At 68.0% G+C, this 20,256-nt stretch carries 20 protein-coding genes; 11 read left to right on the top strand and 9 right to left on the bottom strand.

Going from position 1 to position 20,256, the window contains the following annotated elements; translation table 11 throughout:
• Nucleotide 1 precedes the first annotated feature (1 nt).
• Genes H977_RS0110545 through H977_RS0110535 form a run of 3 tightly spaced genes read left to right on the top strand, consistent with a single transcriptional unit; the run spans nt 2 to nt 4,117 of the window.
• Entirely contained in the window at nt 2-862 is an 861-nt protein-coding gene (locus H977_RS0110545; RefSeq protein WP_029107835.1) for a potassium-transporting ATPase subunit C, read from the top strand.
• Nucleotides 863-881: 19 nt separating this feature from the next.
• Nucleotides 882-3,419, top strand: a complete 2,538-nt coding sequence (locus tag H977_RS0110540; RefSeq protein ID WP_029107834.1) for a DUF4118 domain-containing protein — start codon at nt 882-884, stop codon at nt 3,417-3,419.
• Nucleotides 3,416-4,117: a response regulator gene (locus tag H977_RS0110535; protein WP_029107833.1), complete on the top strand. Its 702-nt coding sequence runs from the start codon at nt 3,416-3,418 to the stop codon at nt 4,115-4,117. The genes H977_RS0110540 and H977_RS0110535 overlap by 4 nt, the downstream gene beginning before the upstream one ends.
• A gap of 83 nt (nt 4,118-4,200) precedes the next feature.
• Here the strand turns inward: H977_RS0110535 and H977_RS35595 are convergent, their stop codons facing one another.
• The 3 genes from H977_RS35595 to H977_RS0110520 are packed head-to-tail and all read right to left on the bottom strand — an operon-like array spanning nt 4,201 to nt 5,641.
• Nucleotides 4,201-4,350, bottom strand: a complete 150-nt coding sequence (locus H977_RS35595) for a hypothetical protein (RefSeq protein ID WP_196808230.1) — start codon at nt 4,348-4,350, stop codon at nt 4,201-4,203.
• Nucleotides 4,347-4,820, bottom strand: a complete 474-nt coding sequence (locus H977_RS0110525) for an SRPBCC family protein (protein ID WP_029107832.1) — start codon at nt 4,818-4,820, stop codon at nt 4,347-4,349. Before H977_RS0110525 ends, H977_RS35595 begins: the two co-directional genes overlap by 4 nt.
• A 23-nt stretch (nt 4,821-4,843) precedes the next feature.
• Complete coding sequence (locus tag H977_RS0110520) at nt 4,844-5,641, bottom strand: SDR family NAD(P)-dependent oxidoreductase (protein ID WP_029107831.1); 798 nt, start codon at nt 5,639-5,641, stop codon at nt 4,844-4,846.
• A 148-nt stretch (nt 5,642-5,789) separates the two neighbouring features.
• On the opposite strand from H977_RS0110520, the gene H977_RS0110515 reads away from it, so the two are divergent.
• Entirely contained in the window at nt 5,790-7,658 is a 1,869-nt protein-coding gene (locus H977_RS0110515) for a propionyl-CoA synthetase (protein WP_029107830.1), read from the top strand.
• Between the two features lie 78 nt (nt 7,659-7,736).
• Here the strand turns inward: H977_RS0110515 and H977_RS0110510 are convergent, their stop codons facing one another.
• The gene (locus H977_RS0110510) at nt 7,737-9,683 is read right to left on the bottom strand and encodes a heavy metal translocating P-type ATPase (protein WP_036475768.1); all 1,947 of its coding nucleotides are present in this window, start codon (nt 9,681-9,683) and stop codon (nt 7,737-7,739) included.
• A 104-nt stretch (nt 9,684-9,787) separates the two neighbouring features.
• Between H977_RS0110510 and H977_RS0110505 the strand changes: the two genes are divergently transcribed.
• The 7 genes from H977_RS0110505 (at nt 9,788) to H977_RS0110475 (ending at nt 15,527) form a co-directional block, all read left to right on the top strand.
• Nucleotides 9,788-10,141 carry an ArsR/SmtB family transcription factor gene (locus tag H977_RS0110505; RefSeq protein ID WP_029107828.1) on the top strand — a complete coding sequence of 118 codons (354 nt, stop codon included), beginning with the start codon at nt 9,788-9,790 and terminating at the stop codon, nt 10,139-10,141.
• Nucleotides 10,142-10,350: 209 nt separating this feature from the next.
• Nucleotides 10,351-10,527 carry a hypothetical protein gene (locus tag H977_RS35590; protein WP_196808208.1) on the top strand — a complete coding sequence of 59 codons (177 nt, stop codon included), beginning with the start codon at nt 10,351-10,353 and terminating at the stop codon, nt 10,525-10,527.
• Between the two features lie 115 nt (nt 10,528-10,642).
• The gene (locus H977_RS0110495) at nt 10,643-11,347 is read left to right on the top strand and encodes a ZIP family metal transporter (RefSeq protein ID WP_029107827.1); all 705 of its coding nucleotides are present in this window, start codon (nt 10,643-10,645) and stop codon (nt 11,345-11,347) included.
• Between the two features lie 25 nt (nt 11,348-11,372).
• Nucleotides 11,373-12,158: a prolipoprotein diacylglyceryl transferase gene (locus tag H977_RS0110490; RefSeq protein ID WP_029107826.1), complete on the top strand. Its 786-nt coding sequence runs from the start codon at nt 11,373-11,375 to the stop codon at nt 12,156-12,158.
• Nucleotides 12,155-12,658, top strand: a complete 504-nt coding sequence (locus H977_RS35800; RefSeq protein ID WP_231395930.1) for a hypothetical protein — start codon at nt 12,155-12,157, stop codon at nt 12,656-12,658. The genes H977_RS0110490 and H977_RS35800 overlap by 4 nt, the downstream gene beginning before the upstream one ends.
• 8 nt (nt 12,659-12,666) lie before the next feature.
• On the top strand, nt 12,667-14,226 hold the full coding sequence (locus H977_RS0110480) for a radical SAM protein (RefSeq protein WP_036475766.1): 1,560 nt from the start codon (nt 12,667-12,669) through the stop codon (nt 14,224-14,226).
• Nucleotides 14,227-14,471: 245 nt separating this feature from the next.
• A complete protein-coding gene (locus H977_RS0110475) occupies nt 14,472-15,527 on the top strand; it encodes an MPT63 family protein (RefSeq protein WP_196808223.1) in 1,056 nt (351 codons plus the stop codon).
• A 371-nt stretch (nt 15,528-15,898) separates the two neighbouring features.
• Here the strand turns inward: H977_RS0110475 and H977_RS0110470 are convergent, their stop codons facing one another.
• The 5 genes from H977_RS0110470 to H977_RS0110450 all read right to left on the bottom strand — a co-directional run bounded on the left by H977_RS0110470 (nt 15,899) and on the right by H977_RS0110450 (nt 20,164).
• On the bottom strand, nt 15,899-16,843 hold the full coding sequence (locus tag H977_RS0110470) for a Ppx/GppA phosphatase family protein (protein WP_196808207.1): 945 nt from the start codon (nt 16,841-16,843) through the stop codon (nt 15,899-15,901).
• Nucleotides 16,834-17,325 carry a DUF501 domain-containing protein gene (locus H977_RS0110465; RefSeq protein ID WP_029107821.1) on the bottom strand — a complete coding sequence of 164 codons (492 nt, stop codon included), beginning with the start codon at nt 17,323-17,325 and terminating at the stop codon, nt 16,834-16,836. The genes H977_RS0110470 and H977_RS0110465 overlap by 10 nt, the downstream gene beginning before the upstream one ends.
• Nucleotides 17,318-18,025, bottom strand: coding sequence for an FtsB family cell division protein (locus tag H977_RS0110460; protein ID WP_029107820.1), 708 nt, complete (start codon nt 18,023-18,025; stop codon nt 17,318-17,320). Before H977_RS0110460 ends, H977_RS0110465 begins: the two co-directional genes overlap by 8 nt.
• Before the next feature lie 27 nt (nt 18,026-18,052).
• A complete protein-coding gene (gene eno / locus H977_RS0110455; protein WP_029107819.1) occupies nt 18,053-19,336 on the bottom strand; it encodes a phosphopyruvate hydratase in 1,284 nt (427 codons plus the stop codon).
• 96 nt (nt 19,337-19,432) lie between these two features.
• Nucleotides 19,433-20,164: a lytic transglycosylase domain-containing protein gene (locus H977_RS0110450; RefSeq protein ID WP_029107818.1), complete on the bottom strand. Its 732-nt coding sequence runs from the start codon at nt 20,162-20,164 to the stop codon at nt 19,433-19,435.
• Nucleotides 20,165-20,256 lie beyond the last annotated feature (92 nt).

The raw sequence follows: 20,256 nt of genomic DNA, 5'->3' as shown, positions 1-20,256 counted from the left end.
CATGAAATTCTCCAACGTGCTCCGTCAACATGCAGCCGCCCTGCGGGCCCTGCTGGTACTCACCGTGATCCTGGGCATCGGCTATCCCGTGTTCATCTGGCTGGTGGCCCAGATTCCCGGCCTGAGCGAGCGGGCCGACGGATCGTTGATCGAGGTGAACGGAAAGCCGGTGGGCAGCAGCCTGATCGGTCAGTCGTTCACCGACGCCGACGGCAATCCCCTGCCGCGGTACTTCCAGAGCCGCCCGTCGAACGCCGGCGCCGGCTATGACCCGATGGCCACCAGCGCGAGCAACCTCGGCCCGGAGAGCGTCGTCGACCAACCCGACAAGCCCAGCCTGCTCACCCTGGTGTGCTCGCGCAGCGTGGCCGTCGGCGAACTCGACGGCGTCGACGGTGCCCGCCCGTTCTGCACCGGCGGCGGGGTCGGCGCGGTGCTGTCGGTGATCGGGCCGCGCGATGCGCGCGGCAATGTGGTGCACCCGACGCGGGTGGTCAGCGTCAACGAACCGTGTGACACCACGAAGACGCCGTTCCTGAACACCTATGAAGGTGTGCGAGTGGAATGTGCCAGGACCGGTGAGGCCTACAGCACCGGTCTGATCGTGCCGGTCCGGGGCAGCGCGCCGGCAGACCCCGCGGTGCCGGCCGACGCGGTCACCGCCAGTGGCAGTGGGCTGGACCCGCACATCTCGTTGGCCTACGCGGATCTGCAGGTGAACCGGGTGGCCAAGGCGCGCGGTCTGAACCCCGAGTTGGTGCGCGCCATGGTGGCCCAGCACACCGAAGGACGCACCCTGGGCTTCTTCGGCGAACCGCGGGTCAACGTGCTCGAACTCAACATCGCCCTCGACTCGCTGTAGGCACGAGGATGATGGTCTTGTGAGTACGCCGTCGCCAAGCCCCGTCAAACGCGGTGAGCTGCGCATATACCTGGGCGCGGCTCCCGGCGTGGGCAAGACCTTCGCGATGCTCGGCGAGGCGCACCGCCGGCTCGAACGGGGCACCGACGTGGTTGCCGCGGTGGTCGAAACGCACGGGCGCAAGAAAACGGCGAATCTGCTCGACGGCATCGAGACCATCCCGCCGCGCTACGTCGAGTACCGGGGAGGCCGCTTCCCCGAACTCGACGTGGCCGCGGTGCTGGCCCGCCATCCGCAGGTGGTGCTGGTCGACGAGCTCGCCCATACCAACACCCCGGGCAGCAAGAACCCCAAGCGCTGGCAGGACGTCGAGGAACTGCTCGCCGCCGGGATCACCGTGATCTCCACGGTCAACGTCCAGCATCTGGAAAGCCTCAATGACGTGGTCACCCAGATCACCGGAATCGAGCAGCAGGAGAAAGTTCCCGACGAAGTGGTGCGGGCCGCCGATCAGATCGAGCTGGTCGACATCACGCCGGAGGCACTGCGCCGCAGGCTGTCTCACGGCAACGTGTACGCCCCCGAGCGCGTCGATGCCGCGCTGTCCAACTACTTCCGGCGCGGAAACCTCACCGCCCTACGAGAACTGGCCCTGCTGTGGCTGGCCGACCAGGTCGACGCCGCACTGGCCAAGTACCGCGCGGACAACAAGATCACCGACACGTGGGAGGCCCGCGAACGGGTGGTGGTCGCCGTCACCGGCGGCGCCGAGTCGGAAACCCTGGTGCGCAGGGCGTCCCGGATCGCATCGAAATCCAGTGCCGAGCTGATGGTGGTGCACGTCGTCCGCGGCGACGGACTCTCGGGAGTCTCGGCGCCTCAGATGGGCAAGGTGCGGGAGCTGGCCATCAGCCTCGGCGCGACCCTGCACACCGTCGTCGGCGACGACGTGCCGACGGCGCTCATGGATTTCGCGCGCGAACGCAACGCCACTCAGTTGGTACTCGGCACGTCGAGGCGGTCCCGCTGGGCCCGCATGTTCGACGAGGGCATCGGCGCGGCGGTGGTGCAGCAATCCGGCAAGATCGATGTGCACATGGTCACCCATGAGCAGGCCCGCCGCGGGTTCGGCTGGTCCACAGCCACACCCAGGCAGCGCCACGTCGTGTCCTGGCTTGCCGGCCTGGTGGTTCCCTCCGCGATATGCCTGGCGATCGTCACCCTGCTGGACCCCTATCTCGGGGTCGGCGGCGAGAGCGCCCTGTTCTTCATCGGCGTGCTGATCGTCGCACTGCTCGGCGGGGTTGCGCCCGCGGGGCTTTCGGCGCTGTTGTCCGGGCTGCTGCTGAACTACTTCCTGGTCGCCCCGCGCCACACGTTCACCATCTCCGAGCCCGACAGTGCCGTCACCGTTGTCGTGCTGCTGCTGGTCGCGGTGGCCGTCGCGGCTTTGGTCGACGGCGCCGCGAGCCGGGCCCGCGAAGCCAGGAAGGCCTCGCAGGAGGCGGAGCTCTTGACGCTCTTCGCCGGGTCGGTGCTGCGCGGCGCCGACCTGACCACCCTGCTGGAGCGGTTGCGGGAGACGTACTCTCAACGCGCGGTGAGCCTGCTGCGGGAACGCAACGGGACGGCGGACATCGTCGCGTGCGTGGGCACGAAGCCGTGCGCGGACGTGGACACCGCCGACACCGCGATCGAAGTCGGGGACGACGAATTCTGGTTGCTGATGTCCGGGCGCAAACTGGCCGCGCGGGATCGCCGGGTCCTGAGCGCCGTCGCCAAACAAGCGGCCGGACTGGTCAAACAGCGCGAACTCACCGAGGAGGCCGGCAAGGCCGAGGCCATCGCGCAAGCCGATGAGCTGCGCCGCTCGCTGCTGTCGGCGGTCAGCCATGACCTGCGCACCCCGCTGGCCGCGGCCAAGGCGGCGGCCTCGAGCCTGCGCAGTGAGGACATCGACTTCTCGGCCGAGGACACCGCCGAGTTGCTGGCCACCATCGAGGAGTCCGTCGACGCGCTCACGGCGCTCGTCGGCAATCTGCTGGACTCGTCCCGCCTGTCGGCCGGGGTGGTCCGTCCCGAACTGCGCCGGGTGTATCTGGAGGAGACGACACAGCGCGCGCTGCTGGGAATCAGCAAGGGTGCCACGGGATTCACGCGAGAAGGGCTGGACCGGGTGAAGGTCGAAGTCGGCGACGCGGTGGCGATGGCCGACGCCGGGCTGCTTGAGCGGGTGCTGGCCAACCTGATCGACAACGCCCTGCGGTATGCACCCGACGGCCCCATCCGGGTCAGTGCCGGGCAGATCGCCGACCGGGTATTGATCGCGGTGATCGACGAGGGGCCCGGCATGCCGCGCGGAGCCGAGGAACAACTCTTCGCACCATTCCAGCGCCTTGGCGATCACGACACCACCATCGGCGTCGGGCTGGGCCTGTCCGTCGCCCGCGGCTTCGTCGAAGCCATGGGCGGGACCATCTCCGCGACCGACACCCCCGGCGGTGGCCTGACCGTCGAAATCGACCTCGCCGCACCGCCGAAGGACGAACCGGCATGACATCGACCAACGCCCCCAAAACCCGTGTCCTGGTGATCGACGACGAGCCCCAGATCCTTCGCGCGCTGCGGATCAACCTGTCGGTCCGCGGCTACGAGGTCGACACCGCCACCAACGGCGGGCAGGGCCTGCGCGCCGCGGCCGATCACCGGCCCGACGTGATCGTGCTCGATCTCGGTCTACCCGACATGTCGGGCATCGAGGTGCTGGCAGGCCTTCGCGGTTGGCTGTCGGCACCGGTGATCGTGCTGTCGGCCCGCACCGACTCGACCGACAAGGTCGAGGCCCTCGACGCAGGCGCCGACGACTACGTCACCAAACCCTTTGGCATGGACGAGTTCCTGGCCCGGCTGCGTGCCGCCGTGCGCCGTGGTGCGGCCGCATCCGAAACCGATGAGCCGATTGTCGAGACCTCGTCGTTCACCGTGGATCTGGCCGCCAAGAAGGTGACCAAGAACAACGCCGAGGTGCACCTGACCCCCACCGAGTGGGGCATGCTCGAGATGCTGGTGCGCAACCGCGGCAAGCTGGTGGGCCGCGAAGAGCTGTTGCGTGAGGTGTGGGGACCGGCCTACGCCAAGGAAACCCACTATCTGCGGGTGTATCTCGCGCAGCTGCGCCGCAAGCTCGAAGACGATCCGTCGCATCCGGTGCACCTGCTGACCGAGGCGGGCATGGGCTACCGCTTCCAGGAGTAACTCCCTCCCGCGAGCAGACATGAAACTGCCCATTTTGAGCGGATTTTGGGCAGTTTTGTGTCTGCTCGCGGGACGAAAGTGGGTTACCGCGATCCGACGGTGAGCGCCAGGACAGCACGGTTGAGGCGACGACGCGGCCAGCCGCGTGCACCGTCGGCGGCCAGCATCGCGGCGGCGACCAGACCGTTGTGCCCGGCACCGATCACCACCGCATCCGCGTTGTCGCACCTCATTCCGGCTCGGTCCGGCGTTCGGCCAGCGTGGCCAGCCGTTCGGTGCATTCCCTGTTCCGCGGGTAGACGGCCAACAGTGCCAGCCTGCGCGGTATCCAGTTCAGCGGCCCGCCGACGGGTACCTCGGCCATCTCGATCCGCGATCCGTGTTCGGTGTCGCTGAGCCGCAGCACGATTCGGGCCAGCCCGAATGGCCTGGTCTTGGCCAGCAGCACCAGTTCCTTGGTGGGTCTGCAGGATTCGACCTCGGTCTCGTCGTTGACCACCACCGGCCACACTCCGATCGCGTGATGGATGCGGCTTCCCGGCGCGGGCCAGTGCGGGTCGACCGCACGCATGCGGGTGTTGCCCACCACCCATTGGGAGTACGTCCATCCGTCGGCGATGACATCCCACACCTGTTGCCTGGTGGCGGTGGTCTCACGCTTGACGGTCAGCGGACTGTCCACCGCTGCCGGGGATGACTCCATCACAGATTCCTTCCGACTCGGGTTCATCCGGCCGGACGCGAAATCAGCCGGCTCGCAGCCGCTTTGACCGAATCGGGCAGCACCCGATTGGCCAGACCCATCGCCTTGGACGGCACCGACGCCGCGACGACCTTGCGCCGGCCGCTCATCAGGGCGTCGTAGCCCTGCTTCGCCACCTCGGACGGATCGTCCTTGGGCATCTGCCCGACCACTGTGTCCTGCATCTGGCTGCGCCGGAAGAAGTTGGTGTCGGTGGGACCCGGCATCAGCGCGGTGACGGTGATCTCGGTGTCGCGAAGCTCATCGTGCAACGCTTCGGAGAACGACTGGATGAAGGATTTGGAAGCGTTGTACACGGTTTGCAGGGAGCCCGGCATCGTGGCCGCGATCGATGAGGTGAACAGCACCTTGCCCGTCCCGCGTGCCGCCATGTCGCGCAGCACCAGCTTGGCCAGCTGGGTCGTGGAACGCACGTTGAGGTCGATGATCGCGAGGTCGGTCTCCAGGTCCCCTTCGATGAAGGGACCGGAGCGCGCCGCTCCGGCGTTGAGCACCGCGACATCCAGATGCCGCTTTCCGTCCGTCGCCCCCTCGGTCGCGGCGTAGTAGAGCTGCTCGACGTCTTCGGGCTTGCGCAGATCGAGTTGCATCGCCCGTACACTCGCCCCGGCCGAGCCGAGTTGCTCGGCAGTGTCATGCACGGCCTCGTCATCCGCGGCCACGATCAGGTCGTAGCCGTCGGCGACGAGCAGTTTCGCCAGCTCGAAACCGATTCCGCTGGATGCGCCGGTCACCAGGGCCAGCCGAGAAGTGTCAGCCATGGCCGCTGGGCTACCCGGCTGACGACGGGCCAAACCTCTCGAGGCAAGCCGGGGCGGTGAGATGCCCGCTGGACAAAGGCCTCATTTGTAGGCGTTTTTCGCCAGGTTGCAACCACGTTGCAACGTGACGCAGATTACGGTTCCTGCTATGTCCGGTTACCGCGCCCTTTTCGACGCCAGCCTCACCGACCCGGCCAGGTTCTGGGCCGACGCGGCCAAGGCGGTGACATGGGCGTCGGAACCTCAGCGAATTCTCGACGACACCAACCCGCCGTTCTACCGCTGGTTCCCCGACGGAGAGCTCAATACCTGTGCCAATGCCCTGGACCGGCATGTGCCCGAGCGCGGCGAGCAGACCGCCCTGATCTATGACTCCCCCGTCACCGGCACCAAAGCCACCTACTCCTATCGCGAGTTGCGCGACGCCACCGCCGCGTTCGCCGGCGCCCTGCGCGGGCTCGGAGTGAACAAGGGCGATCTCGTGGTGATCTACATGCCGATGGTGCCCGAGGCCGTCATCGCCATGCTGGCCTGCGCGCGTCTCGGCGCGGTGCACTCGGTGGTGTTCGGCGGATTCGCTGCGCACGAGCTGGCGACCCGCATCGACGACGCACGTCCTGTCGTCGTGGTGAGCGCGTCCTGCGGTATCGAACCCACACGCACCATCGAATACAAGCCCATGCTGGATACGGCACTGGAGATCGCCGAGCACAAGCCCAAGGCGTGCGTCATCCTGCAACGCGAGCAGTGCCCGTGTGAATTGGTCGACGGGCGCGATCACGACTGGCAGCAGTTGGTGACCGCCGCGCAACCCGCCGATCCGGTGCCGGTGGCGGCGACCGACCCGCTGTACGTGCTCTACACGTCGGGCACCACCGGTAAACCCAAGGGCATCGTCCGCGACAACGGGGGCCACGCGGTCGCCCTGTTGTGGAGCATGCGCCACATCTACGACGTGGCACCCGGCGACGTGTTCTGGGCGGCCTCCGACGTCGGCTGGGTGGTCGGCCACTCCTACATCGTCTACGCACCACTGCTTCTGGGCGCGACAACCGTTCTGTACGAAGGCAAACCGGTCGGCACCCCCGACGCCGGAGCGTTCTGGCGCGTGGCCGCCGAGTACGGCGTCAAGGCGCTGTTCACCGCGCCGACCGCGATCCGCGCGATCAAGAAGGAAGACCCCCACGCCACGCTGTTGGCCGACCACGACCTGTCCGGGCTCAAGTACCTGTTCCAGGCCGGCGAGCGCCTCGACCCCGACACCTATCACTGGGCGGCCGACAAACTCGGCATCCCCGTGGTCGATCACTGGTGGCAGACCGAAACCGGATGGGCCATCGCGGCCGACCCGATGGGCGTCGAACCCCTGCCGATCAAGGCCGGTTCGGCCACGGTGCCGATGCCGGGCTATGACGTGCAGATCCTGCGTTCGGACGGCACCCGGTGCGAAGCCGGTGAGGAAGGCGCGATCTGCATCAAGCTGCCGCTGCCGCCCGGCACGCTGCCCACGCTGTGGGGCGACGACCATCGCTATGTCGCGTCGTACCTGTCGGCATTCACCGGCTATTACCTCACCGGCGACGGCGGCTACGTCGACTCCGACGGCTACCTGTTCGTCATGGGCCGCACCGACGACGTGATAAACGTTGCCGGGCATCGCTTGTCGACGGGGTCGATCGAAGCCGTACTGGCCGATCATCCTTCCGTGGCCGAGTGTGCGGTGATCGGTGTCGCCGACGAACTCAAGGGTCAGGTGCCGCGGGGCTTCGTGGTGCTCAAGTCCGGGGCCTCGACCGAGGGAATCACCCAGGAGCTCGTCGACCGGGTGCGGGAAAACATCGGTGCCGTGGCGGTTTTCAAGAAGGTGGACGTGGTCGCGGCATTGCCGAAGACCCGCTCGGGCAAGATCTTGCGCAAGACCATGCGCGGTATCGCCGACGGGCTGGACGAGCCGGTGCCCTCCACCATCGAGGATCCCGCGGTGCTCGACGCGCTCAAGAGCGTGCTGCACCCCTAGTTCCTCTGCCGAGCAGACACAAAACTGCCCAATTCCTGCGAGAATTGGGCAGTTTTGTGTCTGCTCGCGGCATTAGCGCTAGGAAAATCGGGGCCACGCGCGGTTGCCCAGCAGTCGCAGCCCGTTGAGCACGACCAGGATGGTGGACCCCTCATGACCGGCCACACCGAGTGGTAAGGGCAAGTGCCCGAACAGGTCCCAGGTCACCAGCACGGTGATGACGGTGGCCGCGAGGACCAGATTGGCGATCACAAGTCGTCTGGCCCGCCGGGACAGCGCGATCACCGCCGCGATGGCCGAGAGGTCATCGCCCACGGTCACCACGTCGGCGGTGTCGACGGTCAGATCGGCGCCGCTGCGTCCCATCGCCATCGACGAATGCGCCGACGCCATGGCCGGTGCATCGTTGACTCCGTCGCCGACCACGAGCACGCGTCGCCCACCGGATTCCAGTTCGCGCACCGCGGCCACCTTGTCTTCGGGCAGCAGCCCGGCCCGCACGTCCTCGATACCCAGCTGCGTGGCCAGGTGGGTCGCCGCCGCGCGGTTGTCACCGGTGAGCAGTACCGGCGAAGCTCCCGTGAGCGCGCGCAACGCGCGCACGGCAGCCACCGCACCCGGGCGGGCGTCGTCATGCAGTCCCAAGACGCCGATCGCTTGGCCGCCAGCGGTCACCACGATGGCCGTCGCTCCGGTGGCCTCGATCTCCGCCACGGCCGCGATGGCGGGACCCGAATACGCCGCCGGGCTGAGCACCTCGACCTGGCGCCCGTCGACGACGGCCCGGACCCCGCGACCGGCGCGGGCGGTGAAGCCGGTGCCCTGAGACACCGCGACGGCGTGGGTTGTCGCCTCGGCGGTGATGGCGCGCCCGATCGGGTGCTCACTGAATTGTTCTGCGGCAGCGGCGGTTGCCAGCATCTGGTCGCGCGTCCACTCGCCGAGTGGCACGACGTGCGACACCCGGGGCGTACCCGTGGTCAGTGTTCCGGTCTTGTCGAGGACGACGACGTCCGTATCGGCCAGCCGCTCCATGGCAACCGCCGATTTCACCAGCACACCGCGGCGGCTGGCGTTGGCGATCGCGCACAGCAGTGGCGGCATGGTGGCGAGCACCACCGCGCACGGCGATGCGACGATCATGAAAGTCATGGCGCGCAACAGAGTTGAGCGCACATCGGCGCCGAACATCAGCGGCACGGCGAACAGCGCCAGCGTGGCGACCACCACGAGCACCGAATAGCGCTGCTCCACCTTCTCGATGAACAGCTGCGTGGTGGCCTTGGTCGCCGAGGCCTGGGCGACGGCGGCGACGATGCGGGCCATCACCGTGCTCGACGGGTCCTGGGTGACCGTGACCTGCAGCGCCCCAGAGCTGTTGAGCGTTCCGGCGAAGACGTCGTCACCTACGTGTTTCGCGACCGGCAACGGCTCGCCGGTGATCGAGGACTGGTCGACATCCGAGGACCCGCCGACCACGGTGCCGTCGGCCGAGATCCGTTCACCGGGACGGATGAGGATCCGGTCCCCCGGCCGCAACGACTCCGCCGCGACGATGCGGTGGGCGCCGCCATCTACGAGCAATGTCGCGTCGGCCGGGGCCAGATCGAGCAGACCGCGCACCGAACGTTCGGTGCGTGCCGTGGCCACGTCTTCCAATGCACCCGATGTCGCGAAGATGACGATCAACAGTGCGCCGTCGAAAACCTGTCCGATGGCCGCCGCACCGATGGCCGCCAAGATCATCAGCAGATCGACATCGAGCGTGCGGTCGCGCAGCGCCTGAACGCCGGACACCGCCGACTGCCAGCCGCCGGCGAGGTAGCCCGCCAGATACAGGGTCCACCACAACGGTTGTGGCGCATCGGCGAGTTGAGCAGCCACCGCGGCCAGCATCAGCGCCAGGGCGGCGACGGCCCAGCGCACCGAGGCCAGGGACCAGATCCAGGCGCCGATGCCGCGTGCCCCGATGAGCTGGGCACCGCCGTCAGGCACAGGCAACCGGTCGGCCGAGACCGCGGTCATGGACTCCACCCCCTACTCACTCGCGCCACACCATGCTGACATTTATACATGTAGAGATTGAAATGTATCACCGATGTTTTTGTCCACATGCTTGAATGAATGCCATGGGCCATGGAGTTGAGGGGCGTACGACGCCGGCAGCCGCCCTCGACGCGGCCTCAGCAGCCAAAGTCGCCGAGACCCTGCAGGCCCTGGCCTCCCCCAATCGATTGCTGATCCTGACCCGGCTGCGGGAATCGCCGTGTTCGGTTACCGAACTGTCCGCGGCGGTCGGCATGGAGCAGCCCGCGGTCTCCAACCAACTTCGGCTATTGCGGGCGCTCGGCTTGGTGACCGGCGACAGATCCGGCCGCAATATCGTCTACCGGCTCTACGACAACCATGTCGCGCAACTACTCGATGAAGCCATCTACCACATCGAGCATCTCCGGCTCGGCGCCCGCGAAACCTCCGCCTGAGCCCTAAGTCTGCTGCGGCCAAAGAGTTTCACGAGTTGTTCACCTGAGCGCGCCGACCCACGACAGCTCGCGTGGCAAAAACGCGCGCCGTTGGGGGAATCCTTTATTTTCAGGGTGGGCCGAACTATTGTGAAGTCGTTATATGTTGATGTCCGCCCATACTCGGGTGTTTGCTGCCGGCCTGCCGGTGGCACCCGAAAAGTGAGGAGTTGAACAACGATGCGCATGGCAACCAAGGGATCGTGTACCTGTCGCTGCAATGCCTGCGATGGTGGCCACCACTGCGGAAACCCGCCGAACTGCAACGCACGGCGCTGACGCCGTCGGTGGCCTGCCGCCCGGGCAACCGGCGGCAGGCCACCACCAGCACCCGCTACGCCGCCTGACCAACAGGCCATACTTCATCGATCGCACCGATCGGTCGTGCGATTTCGCGCTTCGTCGCATATCTGACCACTGCTCCTCCCCGGTTCCGGCCCCGCACTGCCTTATGCTGCGGCTGTGCTCTCCGCGCTGACTTGGGGCCTGGTCGCCGCATCCTCACTGCTCATCGGCGCCGTCGCGGGCGTGGTGCGGAACTGGAATCGACGCCTCGTCGGTCTCGTCCTCGGCTTCGGCGCCGGGGCGCTCATCTCCAGCATCTCCTTCGAACTCGCCGAGGAAGGCTTCCAGGCCAGCGGCGGCTGGGCCGTCGCATTCGGCCTGGCCCTCGGGGCGGTGGTGTTCTACCTCGCGGACAAAGCAGTAGACCGACTGGGCCGCAACGGAACCCAGACCGCCGGACTCCCCCTGTTACTCGGGGCTCTGCTGGACGGCATTCCCGAGCAGGCCGCGCTCGGCATCGGCATCGCCACCGGGGCCGGTGTCAGCCTGGCCCTCGTCGTGTCCATCTTCGTGTCGAACCTGCCCGAGGCCATCGGCTCGGCCAGTGACATGCGATCAGCCGGAGAACCGGCCCGCCGCATCGTGGGCGGCTGGGCCGCGATTGCCGCACTGTGCGCGCTGGCCACCGTCGCCGGCTATCAGCTGCAGAATGTGGCCGGTGCCGAGTTCCAGGGCGGCATAAACGGTTTCGCCGCGGGAGCACTGCTGGTCATGCTGGTGGGCTCGATGATCCCGGAGGCCACCGAGAAAGCCGGCGAGAATGCCGGGCTGGCGGCGGTACTGGGATTCGCGGTCGCCGCGGGACTGTCGCTGGCCGGGTGAACCACCCGCGGGTTAGGTTCGGCAGGTGACTGCGCAGTGGCACCTCGGGCCTCTCAGCGTCGGAGTGCACAACCTCTTCGTCGCCCTCGGTGTGTCCGCCGCCCTGCTGGTGTTCGTCTCCGAGGCCCGCCGTCGCGGTGCGGTCAGCGAGCAGTCCGTGGTCGCCGCGGCCGGGGCGCTGATCGGTGGCGCGATCGGGATGAGGTTGACGGGGTGGATACATCACCTGGACTTCAGCTCCAATCCCAGCCTGGCCCAGGCCTGGCAGTTCGGCTCACGCAGCATCCTCGGCGGCCTGCTCGGCGCCTACCTCGGCGTCCTCATCGCCAAGCGGATCGGCGGTTACCGCGGCAAAACCGGTGACCTGTTCGCGCCCGCGGTCGCACTCGGCATGGCGATCGGCCGCATCGGCTGCCACCTGACAGAAGCCCCCGGCCGGCCCACCACGCTGCCGTGGGGCATCCACGCGCCGGCCGACACCCCCGAATGCCCGGGCTGCGTTGCCGGAGCCGCCATGCATCCCTCGTTTCTCTACGAGATCGCCTTCCAGCTCACCGCATTCGCCGTGCTGTTGTGGCTGCGTCCCCGTATCGGCAAGCCCGGTGAACTGTTCGTCCTCTACGTCGCCGGATACGCGGTGTTCCGCTTCCTCGTCGAGTTCGTCCGGGCCAACGAGACCGTGTGGCTGGATCTGACCCGGCCGCAATGGTTCCTGCTGCCATCGTTGCTGATCCTGGGATTTCGGCTGTGGTACGGCTACCGCCGCGGGTACTATCGCAACCCAGCCCACTCTCAGGAGGTGCCCGCATGACGACACCGCCCGGCCCACCTGACGACCCGCCCCCACCCGGCGAAGACCCACCGCAGTTCGGCCCACAAAGCTTTGAACCTCAAGGGATCCCACCGGCCTACCAAGGCCCCCCGGCCGCTCCACCGCCGCCGGGCTATCCTCCCTACCCGTATCCGCCGGGCTATCCCTACGGACCTCCACCACAACCCCCACGGCGCATCTCGGTCCCCATGGTGATTCTCGGCCCGTTTCTCTACGCCGCCCTCAACCTGGTGATCGGGTTCGCCGCCTTCATCGGCGCCGGCGCTGCCGACAGCAGCGGCGGCAGCACCAACGCGGTCTTCGGCGGCGCCGCTCTGCTCTTGGCCTTCATCGCGTTCGGCTCCGGGACCCTGATGTTGTTGTCGAAGAACCCGACAGCCAAGGGGCTGGGCATCGGACTGATGGTCGGCTGGGCGCTGGTCTCGCTGTTCACCGCCGGGTTCTGCACCGGCATCAACCCCGAGTTGTACGCCCTGTGAGCACCGGCATGGGGTTGCGCGGTGACCGGCTGCACCGTTACGTCAGCGCGTTCTGCCCGCGCTGCCATGACGAGGCACCCGAGCGCCCGCTGACCGACGTCGCCCGCCTGGCCGGCATCCTGGTCGAGCGCGACGGACACGTCTGGCTCGAACGCGGCTGCCGCACACATGGATTGGTACGCACACTCTACGACGAGGATCCTGAGATCCTGTCCTATCTGGAGGAGTGGACCGCCCCGACAAAGGCCCACATACCCGATGTCGCAGGCAATTTCGACCCCATCCCGTCGGCGTATCTGCAGGGCTTGCCCGAGATGCAGACACAGCACACCTGCATCCTGCTGGAGGACATCGCCGAGACCTGCAACCTGCGCTGCCCGACCTGTTTCACCGACAGCTCGCCCGATTTGCGCCACGTGGTGCCGACCACCGACGTGCTGGCCAACGTCGACCAACGGCTGGCCCGCGAGAACGGACGCATCGACGTCCTGATGCTCAGCGGGGGCGAACCCACGTTGCACCCCGACCTGGCCGAGTTGCTCGATCAGCTGGTCGCCCGACCGATCACGCGAATCCTGGTCAACAGCAACGGTGTCCGCATCAGCAACGACGACGGACTACTCGACCTGCTGACCACGCACCGCGAACGCGTCGAGGTCTACCTGCAATACGACGGGTTATCCGAGCAGGCACATCGCCACCACCGCGGCGGCGACCTGCGCAGAATCAAACACCAAGCCCTGCAACGACTCTCCGAGCGGGAGATCTTCACCACCCTGGTGATGACATGCGCGCTCGGGGTGAACGACGACGAGATCGGCGACATGGTCCAGCTCGCCCTGGACACCCCGTACGTCGGCGGCCTCACCATCCAGCCGCAGTTCGGCTCCGGCCGCTCCGGCGCGATCGACCCGATGAACCGGCTCACCCATACCGGCGTGCTCAAGCGGCTGGGCCCGCAGACCGGCGGCGCCGTCACCTGGCGCGATCTGACCGCACTGCCGTGCTCACACCCGCACTGCTGCTCGGTCGGCTACCTCGTCCGCGACGACAGTGACCAGTGGCGCTCACTGGTATCGGTGATCGGCACCGACAGCCTCAAGGACAAGCTCGGCCTGGTCGCGAACCGGATCGCCGACACCGAGATCCCCCGCGAATTGCGGACTGCGGTGCGGGAATCTCTGCTCGGCCTGCTCTCGGAACAGTCCTCGTTGTCCCATCCTCAGATCGGCGATGTCTGGCGCGCCATCTGCGAAAGCTGCGACCTCGGTATGGGGACATTGCTGACCCTGGCGTCCTCGGCCTTGCCGGGCCGCCGCCGCAAGATCCGCCAGTTGCTGGGTGAACGCGTGGTCCGGCTGACCGTCAAACCGTTCATGGACATGTCCACGATGATCGAAGAACGCCTGATTCAGTGTTGTGTGCACGTCGGAACCCGCTCCGGACAGCCCGATTCGGCCCAGCACCAGTGCGCGCCGTTCTGTGCCGTGCAGGCGTGGCCCGCACTCGGTCGTCAGCGGCTGTCGCTTTCCGCCGGGCAGGCATTACCGCTCATCGAGATTCGATGACGCGGCGAACCACCAGGTCATAGTCCCCACACGGCGCCGGAGCCGCCGGGCGCAACGGTAAGCGGGCCCGACCAGCGGCGTCGGCAACCAGGTCAAGACGGCTTTCTGCCACGCGCCGATGGCAGAAACTCTCAACTACTGTTCCTAACCGTCCTCTTAAGCTGCTAACTTGCCATGAAGTGGGTGTCCCACTGCCGGGGGGCCTGCCACCTTTTTTGGACCAGTCAGGAGTGAATGCCTTGAAGATGACGAATATCAGTGCGGCCTTTGCCGCAGCGGCTGTCGCCGCCGCGGCGATCGTCGGCAGCGCCCCGATGGCGCTTGCTGACGACAGTGCCGTAACCAACGCCTCGCTCGGCAGCCAGGCCAAGCTGGACAACGGCGCCCAGGGCTGGACGGTCACCGACCTGAAGCCCAGCACCGACACCATCAACTACCAGCCGCGTGGCACCCTCTGGGAAGTCACCGCCACCAATGAGGCCCTCGAGGGCTCGGTGACGCCGATCGTCTCCAACTTCAACATCCGCGCCGCGGACGGGCAGAACTACCGCGCACTGTTCCAGGTACCCAGCAGCGAGGGCGTCAACCCGGCAACCCTGGCCGAGGGCCAGAAGACCAGCGGCAAGATCTACTTCGACGTGACCGGCGCCCAGCCCTCCACCGTCGTCTACAACGCCGGTGGGCACGATCTCCTGGTGTGGGACAAGCCGGCTGCGCCCGCCGCAGCCCCGGCTGCCGGTGCCCCGAAGCGTCCGGCACCCGCCGCGGCCCCCGCCGGTACCGCCACCGCTCCGGCCGCCGCTCCCGCCGCTGCCACCCCGGCGCCCGCCGCCATCCCGGCTGCACCGGCCGGCACCGGTGCAGGTAGCCGCGCGGCAGACCTGCCCGCCGCCACCCCGGCTCCGGGCGCTCCGGCTGCCACCCCCGCCGGCACCGAAGCGGTTCCGGCCGCTCCGGCACCGGGCGCCCCGGCCACCGAGTCGACCCCCGTCGCGCACGGCACGCCGGTCTCCGAAGGTGTTCCGGCACCGGCCGCCGCCGGCGCGGGAAACGCCGCCACCGCGGTTCCGCCGGCCGAGGGCGTTCCGGCTGAAGGTGTCCCCGCCGCGGCTCCGGGCGCTCCGGCTGCTCCGGCCGCTCCAGCACCGGGTGCACCGGCTGCTCCGGCACCGGGTGCTCCGGCACCGGCTGCTCCGGCCACCGAGCCTGCACTGGTTCCGGCCGGCACCCAGCCGGCTGTCACCACGCCGGCCCCGGCCCCTGCGGTCGCGCCGGCGAGCAGCCACGGCACAGCGTCCTGATCTAGTAGTCACGGCAACGGCCGGACGCGGGCAACCGCGTTCGGCCGTTGTTTTGTGTGGAGGTGTTTTGTGTGGGGGGTGTCCGAGCTTGGCCCGACGCCGCTGCTCGTGTGCTCGCCGCTTTCGACACCTGGGCTGCGCCGAGCTCGCCACCACGACCCCACGGTAGAAACCGGCGCACCACCGCAGCAGGCACGCTCGCCGCTTTCCACACCTGGGCTACGCCGAGCCCGCGACCACGACCTCACGGTAGAAAACGGCGCACCACCGCAGCAGGCACGCTCGCCGCTTTCCACACCTGGGCAGCGCCGAGCCCGCGACCACGACCCCACGGTAGAAAACGGCGCGCAGCGAAGCGCTGCCGAAGATGGTCAGGCGATCGACAGCGCGATGCCGTCGAGAATGTCGTGCTCGCTGACCACCAGTTCGCCGATACCGGCTCGCTCTCCCAGTACGGCCGCCAGCTCCTCGACGATGATGGCGCCGCCACCGATCACGTCGGCCCGGCCGGCATGCATCGGGCCGAGCGCCAGACGTTCAGCTTTGGTCATCCCGATGATCTGCTCACACACCGCGAGCAGGTCGTCGAACCCTATGCGCGACAGGTGAATTGCCTCGGGATCGTACTCGGTCATGCGCTGCGCCAGCGCAGACAACGTCGTCATCGTGCCGGCCACACCCACCCAGGCGCGCGCACCCTCGACCGGCACCACCCGAAGCGCCCCGGCCAGGCCGTCACGGGCCACCGCCCGCGCCTGCGCCACCTCGGCAGCAGTGGGCGGGTCCGAGTGCAGGCACCGTTCGGTCAGCCGGACACACCCGATGTCGACGGAGAAGCCCGCCTGCACCACCGTGTCGCCGAGTACCAGTTCGGTTGAGCCGCCACCGAGATCGACGACCACGAAAGGCCCTGCGGCAGAGTCGAGTTCACCGACCGCGCCATGGAATGACAGCTCGGCCTCCTCGGTGCCGGTAATCACCTCGGCCACCGATCCCGGGACCACCTTGCCCAGCAGCCGGGCGGTCATCGCGAAGAACTCGTCGCGGTTGCCGGCATCGCGCGCCGCCGAGGTCGCCACCATCCGTACCGCGGCCACCTCGTGTCCGGCCATGAGTTCCACATAGTCGGCCAGCGCGGACTCGGTGCGCGCCAACGCTTCCGGGGCGAACTCGCCTGTGGCGTCGACACCCTGCCCGAGCCGCACCACCCGCATCTCGCGGTGGACGTCGCGCAGCTTCCCGTCCACAAGGTCAGCGATCAGCAGGCGAATCGAGTTGGTGCCACAATCGATTGCGCCGACTCGTCTCAAACCCACACCTCACGATCCAGGATTCCGGCCATCGCCGGCTCCACCGCCAAGACGGCCAGCGCCTCATCGCCAAAGGGATTGACCCCCGGGCCTTTTGCCAACGAGTGCGCCATCACCACGTGCAGACACTTGACCCGGTCGGGCATGCCACCGCCGGTGAACGTGGTACCCAGCGGTTCGATCGCATCCCGCTCGGCCAGATAGGACTCATGCGCCCGCAGGTACGCGGCGGCCAGGTCTTCATCCTGCTGCAGCCGCTCGGACATCTCCCGCATCAGCCCCGAGGATTCCAGCCGACTGGCGGCAGCGGTGAGCGCCGGATGCGTCAGGTAGTACAGCGTCGGGAACGGCGTGCCGTCAGGAAGTCTGGGCGCGGTCTTGACGACGCCCGGCTCGCCGTTGGGGCAGCGGTAGGCGATCTCGAGGACTCCGCGCGGCTCACGGCCCAATTGCCGTGCCACGGCGTCGATGTCGGCGGGATCAACCATTGGGACCTCTGGACGGCGGGGCGGGCGGAGGCGGCGGTCCGCCGGGCGCGGGCACAGGTCCGCCCGGCGCGGGGCCGCCGATGGTCGGCGAAATCCCGTGCGGCTCATCGGCAATCGTGTGCCACAGCGAGGTGTACCACGGCTGACCCGCGGGCACTGTGGACCCCGGAAGGGCAGGCGTTCCCGGCTCGCCCGAGACGACGGCCCCCGGTGGCAACTGCACCTGGTACGGGGTGTCGCCGGGCATGACGAAGCCGAGCCGTTCCCTGGCCTGCGCCGCGATGTACACCGGGTCGGCCAGCTTGACCTTCTGCTGCTCAAGGTCGGCGATCTGGGCCCGTAACCGCTCCTCGCTGGCTTTCAGCTGTTTCATCTCGGTGCGCTGGCCGAAGTAGGTGCGCACCGGCCCGGCGATCGTCAGCGTCAGCACGCACACCACCGCGGCCAGGATCGCCGCCCGGCGGGCAGTCGACCCGAACCGCTGTTCGGACTGCAGCTCGGCCTGCTGCTGAGCCTGCACCGCAATGGCTTTGGTGACCAATTCATCGGCCACCGGCTCAGCCTGCGCCGGACGGGCCTCGGCCGTCCGGCGGCGCGGCTGGGAAGCGCGCGGCCGATTCGACTCCCCGGCCTTGCCCGGCTTACCGGGTCGGGAGGCCGGGGACCGTCGCTTCGGATCGGGCCGCTTCGCTTCGGGCATCGACGTGTTGGTGCGCAGGCGCCTGCGTTACTTGGCCTCGAACCGAGGGAAGGCGAGATCGCCCGCGTAGCGCGCGGCGTCGCCGAGTGCCTCCTCGATGCGAAGCAACTGGTTGTACTTGGCCACCCGCTCGCTGCGAGCCGGGGCACCGGTCTTGATCTGACCGCTGCCCACCGCGACCGCGAGGTCCGCGATGGTGGTGTCCTCGGTCTCGCCGGAGCGGTGGCTCATCATGGTGCGGTAGCCGCTGTTGTGCGCCAGGGCAACAGCATCCAGAGTCTCGGTGAGCGTGCCGATCTGGTTGACCTTCACCAGCAGCGCGTTCGCGGCGCCACGCTCGATGCCGTCCTCGAGACGCTCGGGGTTGGTGACGAACAGGTCGTCGCCGACGAGCTGAACCCGGTCACCGATGGCCGAGGTCAGCGCCACCCAGCCGTCCCAGTCGTCCTCGGACAGCGGATCCTCGATCGAGACCAGCGGGTAGGCGTCGATCAGGCCCGCGTAGAACTCGGACATCTGCTCGGCGGTACGGGTCTCCTTCTCGAAGGCGTAACCCGAACCCTCCGTGTAGAACTCGGTCGCGGCCACGTCCAGCGCCAGCGCCACGTCACTGCCCAGCTTGAACCCGGTGGCCTCGATGGCCACCGCGATCAGGTCGAGGGCGGCCTTGGTGCCTGCGACGTCGGGGGCGAAACCGCCCTCGTCGCCGAGACCGGTGGACAGGCCCTGCTTCTTGAGCACCGACTTGAGCGAGTGGTACACCTCGGCGCCCCAGCGCAGCGACTCCTTGAACGACGGAGCGCCGATCGGGGCGACCATGAACTCCTGGACGTCCACCCCGGTGTCGGCGTGGGCGCCGCCGTTGAGGATGTTCATCATCGGCACCGGAAGGATGTGCGCGTTGGGTCCACCCAGGTACCGGAACAGCGGCAAAGCCGCGCTGTCCGCTGCGGCCTTGGCCACCGCGAGCGAGACGCCGAGGATCGCGTTGGCACCCAGCCGGGACTTGTCGGGCGTGCCGTCGAGATCCAGCAGTGCCTGATCGACCAGACGCTGATCATCGGCGGCCTGCCCGATGATCGCCGGGGCGATCTCGTCCAGGACGGCCTCCACGGCCTTCTCGACGCCCTTGCCGCCGTAGCGGGAGCCGCCGTCGCGCAGCTCCACCGCTTCGTGCTCGCCGGTCGACGCACCCGACGGCACCGCAGCCCGGGCGAACGTGCCGTCGGTCAGGGCCACCTCGACCTCGACCGTCGGGTTGCCACGGGAGTCGAGGATCTCGCGGGCTCCAACCTGCTCGATGATGGGCACTGGCTTCTCCTTATTGAGTCCTGCGTGTAGGGATGAGACTAGACGTGAGGCCTGTGGTGGCGTGTTCGGGCGTGTCACTCGCGATGCTCAATTGAGTCACAACGCGTGGCCCTCCGCATACGCTGTCGCCCAGTCGCGAACCATCCGGGCGTACTGGTCGGAGTTGTTGTAGGCCTTCAGCGCCTTCATCCAGCCCCTCGGGGTGGCGAGTTCCTTGCCGTACCAGCACAGCAGACCGGCCGCCGAGAGCGCCGCGTCGTCGAAGTTGTCCGGGCTCACCACGCCGTCGTTGTTGGCATCCACCCCGAAATGCCCCCAGGTCTCCGGGATGAACTGCATCGGCCCCATGGCACGGTCCATCAGCGGATCGCCGTCCAGCTTGCCCTTGTCGGTGTCGGGAATGCGCAGGTTGCCGGCGGTCCCGTCCAGTTGCACGCCCCGGATCGGCGGCGTCACGTCGCCGTTGCGCGCGACCATCGCTCCGCGATAGGTGCCGTGGTGGCTCTCGACCATGCCGATGCCGGCCAACGTGGTCCAGGCCAGTTGGCAGTTCGGGTTCTCCACCTGGGCGACGCGCGCGGCGTAGGCGTAGGCCTCGAGGGCGTTGACAGGCATGCCCAGTGCCGGTGCTCGCTGCGCGGCCCAATCGTGCAGCTGATCGGCAGGCCTGCCCTTGGCGTAGGTGTCGATCGCGGGCACCGCATCGCCGGCCGGCGGTGGCACACCCTCGGGAATTGGCGTCCCCAGATGCCACGAACAGCTGGATGCCAACAGCAGCGCTGTCGCAGCAATTACGGCGACAGCCCGCAGCCAACGCACTGGCGACACCGGACTCCCTCAACCCCGCTCTATCTGATTGGCCATCGTCGCATGCGCGCCCATCACTGTGTCGGGCGACGGGCCGCTGCCGGAAGAACAGC

The organism is Mycobacterium sp. URHD0025 (genome assembly GCF_000426065.1).
Taxonomy (GTDB): domain Bacteria; phylum Actinomycetota; class Actinomycetes; order Mycobacteriales; family Mycobacteriaceae; genus Mycobacterium.
The sequence above is the reverse complement of the archived record's forward strand: the minus strand, read 5'-3'. Positions and strand labels throughout refer to the sequence as shown.